At 56.7% G+C, this 7357-nt stretch carries 3 protein-coding genes; 1 reads left to right on the top strand and 2 read right to left on the bottom strand.

Going from position 1 to position 7357, the window contains the following annotated elements:
* Window positions 1-177: 177 nt before the first annotated feature.
* Window positions 178-645 carry a hypothetical protein gene (locus VMU57_RS22620; protein WP_325387584.1) on the bottom strand — a complete coding sequence of 156 codons (468 nt, stop codon included), beginning with the start codon at window positions 643-645 and terminating at the stop codon, window positions 178-180.
* A gap of 3 nt (window positions 646-648) precedes the next feature.
* Between VMU57_RS22620 and VMU57_RS22615 the strand changes: the two genes are divergently transcribed.
* Window positions 649-3951: an AAA domain-containing protein gene (locus tag VMU57_RS22615; RefSeq protein WP_325387582.1), complete on the top strand. Its 3303-nt coding sequence runs from the start codon at window positions 649-651 to the stop codon at window positions 3949-3951.
* A 39-nt stretch (window positions 3952-3990) separates the two neighbouring features.
* On the opposite strand, the gene VMU57_RS22610 is transcribed toward VMU57_RS22615, so the two are convergent.
* Entirely contained in the window at window positions 3991-7074 is a 3084-nt protein-coding gene (locus VMU57_RS22610) for a type I restriction endonuclease subunit R (protein ID WP_325387580.1), read from the bottom strand.
* Between the last annotated feature and the right edge of the window lie 283 nt (window positions 7075-7357).

The raw sequence follows: 7357 nt of genomic DNA, 5'->3' as shown, positions 1-7357 counted from the left end.
GGGCTTTCGATTTTCGATATCCTCTGGACGCGCGACCGCTGCGGTCAGGACATCGCTCATCACCGCGAACGTCTCTCTCAAATCATTCTGCCAAGCCTAGCGCTTTTCACTCCGTCGGAGCTGACCCAGACTGAGCAGTTTCTGTCCGTGTTTGCACAACATCTTTCTGCAGTTTTCTCAACTTCCGAGAGGCTTGAAAAACATCCGTGGGCTTGGATTCAAGCACCATTGGGGTTTGAAGAAACGGAGCGCCTCCTCGGGGCGACGGACGATTTCCGTACAGCGGTGCGCGAAGCCGAAGAGTGCTGCAGCCACCTTCAGAGTAATGCTGGCATCACTCTTGCCCGATCTGCGCTCGGTCTCGATGAAGGGAAACATATCTTGGCCCACCTTCCGGAAGTCGTCGGCGTGCTGATCGACGATCTGCTGGCTCCCTGCAAAATGCCTGAAATGCGGCAACAATTCGAGGGCTTTATCTGCGATATAGAAACCTACCGACGTTCCTTTGCGGACCTTTCTGCCTTCACCACCCGGGCCGAAGCGCTCCTGGAAAGAGACGCTGACAGAATTCTGTCGGAAGCAGTCGAATGTGCGCACCAATGGGGCCTTGAGACGGGCACGCTTGCGGATATGCGCCGGATTCATCAGATGGCATCCGAAGGTGCGAAGCTAATGGGCGAAGCGAGATCGTCTTTTCGGTATCTTCTCGACATGATCGGCTGCGATGCGCCCGCCGTGTTTTCAGCATCGACCTATGTGCTGAATACACTTGAGCTCATCGAGAAGGCTCCTATTGAACGCCTTCATCTCCGTCAGGCAACCTTCGAAGATGAGCGCACTAAGCCGCTTTTCACGAAGGCCCGCCAGGAAGCGATCCATATTAGGGGCGAGGAAGAAAAGCTCAGCGATGACTTCGATCTTTCTTTCGGGCCCGAGATGGACAGTCCGCCCCAACTCCTCAAAGGCGCGGCGATTCTCGAATACGCGTCATTTTGGGAGCGGTTGTTTGGACGCGAGTACAAATCTACGGTGAGGACCTTCAAGCAGCTCTCTCGCCGGCGAGCGAAGGCTTCTCGTGAACAGATGTGTAAGTCGCTACGATCCATCGCACAATACGTGCAGCGCCGCAGTGAATTCGACAACAACGGCACTTATCGTGAAATGCTCGGTCCTTCCTTTGCGGGCGTTCATAGCCCCTGGGAGGAACTGCAGGAACTGCTTGAGTGGTACGAGACCGTGTTCGTTGTATTGCCAGACCATCATGTCCAGGCTGAGCCTTTTAGGAGACTGGCATTCGCCGCGAGAGTAGAGAGGCTCACGTCCATCAGGCGTAATCTGGCAGAGGCAGAGGAGCATCGCGCTTCATTGCGCAGTGTCGCAGATCGCAATACCGAAATTCTTAGTGCCGTTCCAACGCAGCGCCCGCTTTTTGCATCTGGATCGTTTGATGAGATTGAGGCCTGTCTGCAGAACCTGGCCTGCAATCTTGCAATCGTCCTTGATGACGTGGCTTCGCTTGGCATTCGCGAAGAAGTTCCCCTTCGGGAATTCCCAAGCGTCTTAGCCACCGTCCGCGAATGCCGCGCATCCCAATCGCGATTTGTGGCTGCCACCCCGCTGCACCGAACCCTCGGGGAAGCATACAGGGGCGCGGATACGGATCTTGACCTCATCAAGAGGACCCTCACTTTTGCAAGCTCCATTGCCTCTCGCAGCCTGCCGACGCAGGCGGCAGAGTGGTTGCTATGTAAGGACTATGACAGCAGACTTCGGGAACTTCGCATGTGGCTTTCGAAGGCCGCAGAGTGCGGCGCCAAGATGAGGGAATCGGCTACCACTCTTGAAGCGCTTTCCGGTTCATCTGCATGGTCCGCCGAGTCCGATGGATCTTGGGACAGCCTCGTGGATCTCATCGAAAAAGCCCGAGCAAATTCCGAGGATCTTGATCCGTGGATTCATTTTCTGCGTGTGCGAATCAAGAGCCGGGATGCGGGTCTTCATAGGCTCACCAATCTTGCAGAAGACAGGGCGATTGAGCCAAACGAGCTTAACCGAGGGTTTCACTTTGTCTTTTACAATACGCTGGCGCGAAGTGCATTCACGCAGTACACCGAGCTCGCTCATGTGACCGGTATTACTCAAGAGGAGCTTCGCAAGCAATTCGCAGTCTCCGACAGAGAGGCCATCCGACTTTACAGCGAGCGCGTCGCTTCGTTGGCGGATAAACGCGGGTTCTTCTATGGAAATCAGAGCGGACCGGTTAAGACCTGGACCGAATTAGCCCTCATCATCCACGAAACCAACAAGCAAAAACGGCATATCCCCATTCGGCAGCTAATGTCCCGCGCGCCCAACGCTCTGCTGTCCCTCAAACCGTGCTTTATGATGGGACCGCTCTCCGTCGCTCAGTACCTTGAGCCAGGCCGAATGAAGTTTGATCTCGTCGTGATGGATGAAGCATCCCAGCTTAAACCTGAGGACGCCATAGGAGCGCTCGCCAGGGGCGGACAGGTGGTCATAGTCGGCGATCCCAAGCAACTTCCGCCCACGAACTTCTTCCAAAGGGTATCGCTTGATCCAGACGACGATAGCGATGCCGATGAGCGCACGGCCGTGGAAGAAGGCGAAAGCATCCTCGACGTTGCCAGCACACTTTTCCAGCCAGTACGACGGCTCAGGTGGCACTATCGCTCACGTCACCACAGCCTCATTGCGTTTTCCAATGAGGAGTTTTACCAACGTGACCTGATCATCTTCCCCTCCGCGTACCATGATGACGCATCCCTGGGCGTGAAGCATCACTTCGTCGCGGGCGGCGTTTTTGAGAATAGTCGCAACGCCCGCGAGGCCGCCGTCGTGGTGGAGGCCGTGATGGAGCACATGCGGCAATTCCCGCACGAATCGCTGGGCGTCGTCACCCTTAACTTCGAGCAACGAGAACTGGTCGAAGAACTGTTGGACAAGAAACTCAGAGAAGATCCCGCTGCCATTGCCTATCAGGAGAAGATGACGAGCGGCCAGGATACCCTGTTTGTGAAGAACCTTGAGAATGTTCAAGGTGATGAGCGCGATGTCATTTTCATATCGACCACATATGGGCCGGATGCGCGCGGAAACCAATACCAGCGGTTTGGTCCTATAAACGGGCCGAGCGGTCACCGCCGTCTCAATGTCCTGTTCACCCGTGCAAAGAAACGTGTCGTTGTCTTCAGCTCTCTCGATCCGGACCGGATTCAGACAACCGCTAATAGCCCGTGGGGAGTGAGAGCACTGAAGCAATATTTGCAATTTGCCCGCACCGGCATCCTTCAGCAAGCCGATGACGGCAGTGACCAACCTACCAATGACTTTGAGCGTTCAGTTGGTGCAGTCCTTAAAGATCACGGCTACGAAGTTGTGCCGCAAGTGGGTGTGGCGGGATTCTTCATCGACCTTGGTGTCAAACATCCCAACAAAGCAGGGGCATACCTTCTTGGCATTGAATGCGACGGAGCAAGCTACCACTCGGGCCGCTCCGCACGGGACCGTGACCGACTCCGCCAGGAAATTCTCGAGAATCTCGGTTGGAAGATCCACCGCGTGTGGTCTACCGACTGGTTCAGAAACAGAGACAGCGAGATAAAGAGATTAATGCGGCGCATCGACGATCTCTTAGAGACCGATCCTGCCTATCAGGCAGAGAAGAAAAAGGTCAGCCGGATCGATGCCCTCCGTCAGCGCCTAATTGCCCTGCGCGAAGATGAGATCAAGCCTGCGTTTCCTGACTCCCCGGCAGAACAAGGCCTTCTCAGAAAAAGCCTGCTCGAAGAGTTCATCGTGAAACGCCCCAGGACCAGAGCAGACTGGTTTCGCGTGTTTCCGGAGAGCGTCCGCACGAGTGTCGATTCGAAGCAGGTTGGCAGATACCTTGATAGGGTGCTGGCAATTATCGCCGAATGCAGTGAGCTGTGAACACAGGAACGATATGCTCCTTTGTCCTTCAGGATTTCGTTATGCAAACGCCCAGTCTGCCGAGAGCGTCTCTGCCTGCTCCAGTACGGTATCTGTAGCTTTCTCCTGTTTGTCTGGCGGGTAGCCGTACTTCCTGAGGATGCGCTTCACCAGCACACGCAGGTTTGCGCGGACATTTTCCCGGACCGTCCAATCGATGGTTGTATTTCGTCGTACGGTCTCGACCAGCTCGCGTGCAATCGTCTTGAGCGTTTCGTCGCCCAGCACCTGCACGGCACTGTCGTTTATGCCCAGCGCGTCATAGAAGGCAACCTCATCGTCGGTCAGGCCAAGTTCCGCGCCTTTGGCGGCTTCCTCGCGCATCTGCTTGGCGAGGCCGATCAATTCCTCAATGACCTGGGCCGTCTGGATGGCGCGATTCTGGTATTTCCGAATGGCGCTTTCCAGCAACTCAGAGAAAAGCCGGGCCTTCACCACATTCCGGCGCCCGCGTATTTTGATCTCGTTGTTCAGCAGCTTTCGCAGCAACTCAACGGCAAGATTCCTCTGGGGAAGTCGGCTGACCTCGGCAAGAAAATCCTCGGAGAGGATCGAAATATCTGGCTTTTTAAGACCAGCTGCAGCAAAGATGTCCACTACCTGGTCCGATACCACCGCCCGCGACACGATCTGCCGGATCGCAGCATCCAGTTCATGCTCCGGCCGGCTCTGCTGGCCGGCGGCCTTCGTCAGCACGGCCTTGACCGCCTGAAAGAATCCGACGTCATCACGGATTCTCATCGCCGCGTCATGCGGAACCGACAGTGCGAATGCTGCTGATAAATCCGCCACTACCTTTTCCAACCGTTTCTTGCCCTCTTCCTGGCGCAAGATATGCTCCTGCGCATTGGGAAGTAGTGCCAGCCGCGCCGCCGGTGAGTTGCTGGTCCAGGCCGACCAATCGAAACCGTGGAACAGGCTGTGGCAAATCTCGTATTTCTCCAGCATCACAGCGACGGCTTCTTCCTGATCAATCGCAGTGCGGCCTTTGCCGCCGCTTTCGGTGTAGGTGCTCAGTGCCAGTTTCAGCTCATGAGCAATCCCGAGATAGTCCACAATCAGCCCGCCCGGCTTGTCCTTAAAGACGCGATTTACCCTGGCTATCGCTTGCATCAAGCCGTGGCCGCGCATCGGCTTGTCCACATACATGGTGTGTAGGCTGGGCACATCAAAACCCGTCAGCCACATGTCGCGCACGATGACGATCTTGAGCGCGTCCTTTGCGTTCTTGAACCGCTTGCCCAGCGCCTCTCTGCGGCGCTTGTCGCGGATATGCTGCTGCCACTCCGGCCCGTCTGCCGCCGAACCGGTCATGACGATCTTCAATATGCCGGCGTCGTCATTCTCGCTGTGCCACTCAGGGCGCAACTTCACAATCTGGTTGTAAAGGTCCACGCAAATGCGGCGGCTCATGCAGACGATCATCGCCTTGCCGTCCATCGCCTCCAACCGCTCCTCGAAGTGATGGATTAAATCGTCTGCAACGGTCTCCAACCGCTTCTCAGTGCCGACAATGGCCTCCATCGCGGCCCACTTCGTTCGCAACTTCTCGCGCCGTTCAACTTCCTCGCCTTCGGTGGCCTCATCAAAATCGTCATCGAGCTTCGGCCTTTCGCGCTCATCCAGCCCAATTCTGGCAAGGCGGCTCTCGTAGTAGATCGGGACCGTCGCCTTGTCCTCCACTGCACGCTGGATGTCGTACACGCTGATGTAGTCGCCAAAGACAGCCCGAGTGTTGGCATCGGTCTTTTCAATGGGCGTCCCTGTAAAGCCGATGAACGACGCATTCGGCAGCGCATCGCGCATATGCCGTGCAAAACCATCAATAAAGTCGTACTGGCTGCGATGGGCCTCATCTGCGATCACGATGATGTTGTGACGGCCGGAAAGAGCCGGATCGCGATCGTCTTCCGCAGGCATGAACTTCTGAATCGTCGTAAAGACTACGCCGCCCGTGGAGACCTGCAACCGTGCCCGCAGGTCCTCGCGGCTCACGGCCTGCACCGGGTCCTGACGCAGCAGTTCGTGGCAGCGGGAGAAGGTACCGTAAAGCTGGTCGTCCAGATCGTTGCGGTCGGTAATCACCACAATGGTCGGGTTCTGCAAACGGGGTTCCAGCACGAGCCGCCCGGCATAGAAGGCCATGGTCAGGCTCTTGCCGCTGCCTTGTGTGTGCCAAACCACGCCGGCGCGATGATCGCCAGTGACCTGTGCGGCACCCAAGGTCTGCGCCAGCGCGCGATTTACGGCGTGGAACTGGTGGTACCCGGCTATCTTCTTGGTCAGGATGCCGCCGCCCTCGTCTTCAAAGACAACGAAGTAGCGCAGGAAATCGAGCAGACGCTGCTTCTCCAGCAAGCCATGCACCGCAACCTGAAGTTGCGGCATCGAGGTCGGCGCCAAGTCCTCGCCTTCAATCGTGCGCCATGGCATAAAGCGCTCGGTGGACGCTGTCAGTGAACCCACACGCGCCTCCAGACCATCGGAGATGATGAGCAACTCGTTATAGGCAAAGAGCAAGGGAATCTGCGCTTTGTAGGTCTGGATCTGGTCGTAGGCATTCCAGATGGTGGCGTTCTCGTCTGCCGGATTCTTCAACTCCATCAGAGCGATGGGCAGACCATTCAGAAAGATCAGCACGTCCGGCCGTCGCGTGTGCTGGCCCTCCACCACGGTGAACTGGTTTACCGCCACCCAGTCGTTGTTATCTGGATTATCGAAGTCGATCACGCGCACCAGCGCGCCGCCAATGGAGCCGTCGGGCCGCGTGTACTCCACCGTCACCTCGTCCACCAGCATCTTGTGGACGGCGTGATTCTGCGTGACCGTTGAGGGCTCTTCCGGCCGCGTCAGACGACGGTAGGCGTCTTCGATAGCCTCTGGTGGCAGCGTGGGATTCAACCGCTGCAGCGCCTGCCGCAGCCGCCGCTCCAAAATCACATCGCGATAGCCGGAGTCATCCCGCTCGGCCGCCGGCTCCCCGGCAGCGATGTCGGGGCCATGCAGAACCGTGTAGCCCAGGCCCGCCAACCAGTCGAGGGTGGCTTCTTCGACGACGGACTCGGTAAATCCGCTGCTTCCCACGATTTGAACCTTTCATCCAGCCGCTATAGCTTATATGAGCTTAAATAAGCAAAGCAATTAGATTCAGCCATTTAAGACGCTATAGCGATCCAAATTTGGCTCACTTTTATATAAAGCGTCCGCAATATCGTCCGCTACGCCCAGAATGGCAAATAACGTGCCCACTTCTTTGACCCCCCGACAGTCTCATCGGCTTTGACAAGTCCCTCCTCGATCGTCGCCGAGATAACCTGCGATACAGCCGTGCTCTTGTCCTCTCCCAAACCGAAACGCTCCCTCAGAG

The organism is Edaphobacter sp. (assembly GCF_035532915.1).
In the GTDB taxonomy this organism is placed as follows: domain Bacteria; phylum Acidobacteriota; class Terriglobia; order Terriglobales; family Acidobacteriaceae; genus Edaphobacter.
Note: the sequence above shows the minus strand (reverse complement) of the source record. Positions and strands in the feature narration are given on the sequence as shown.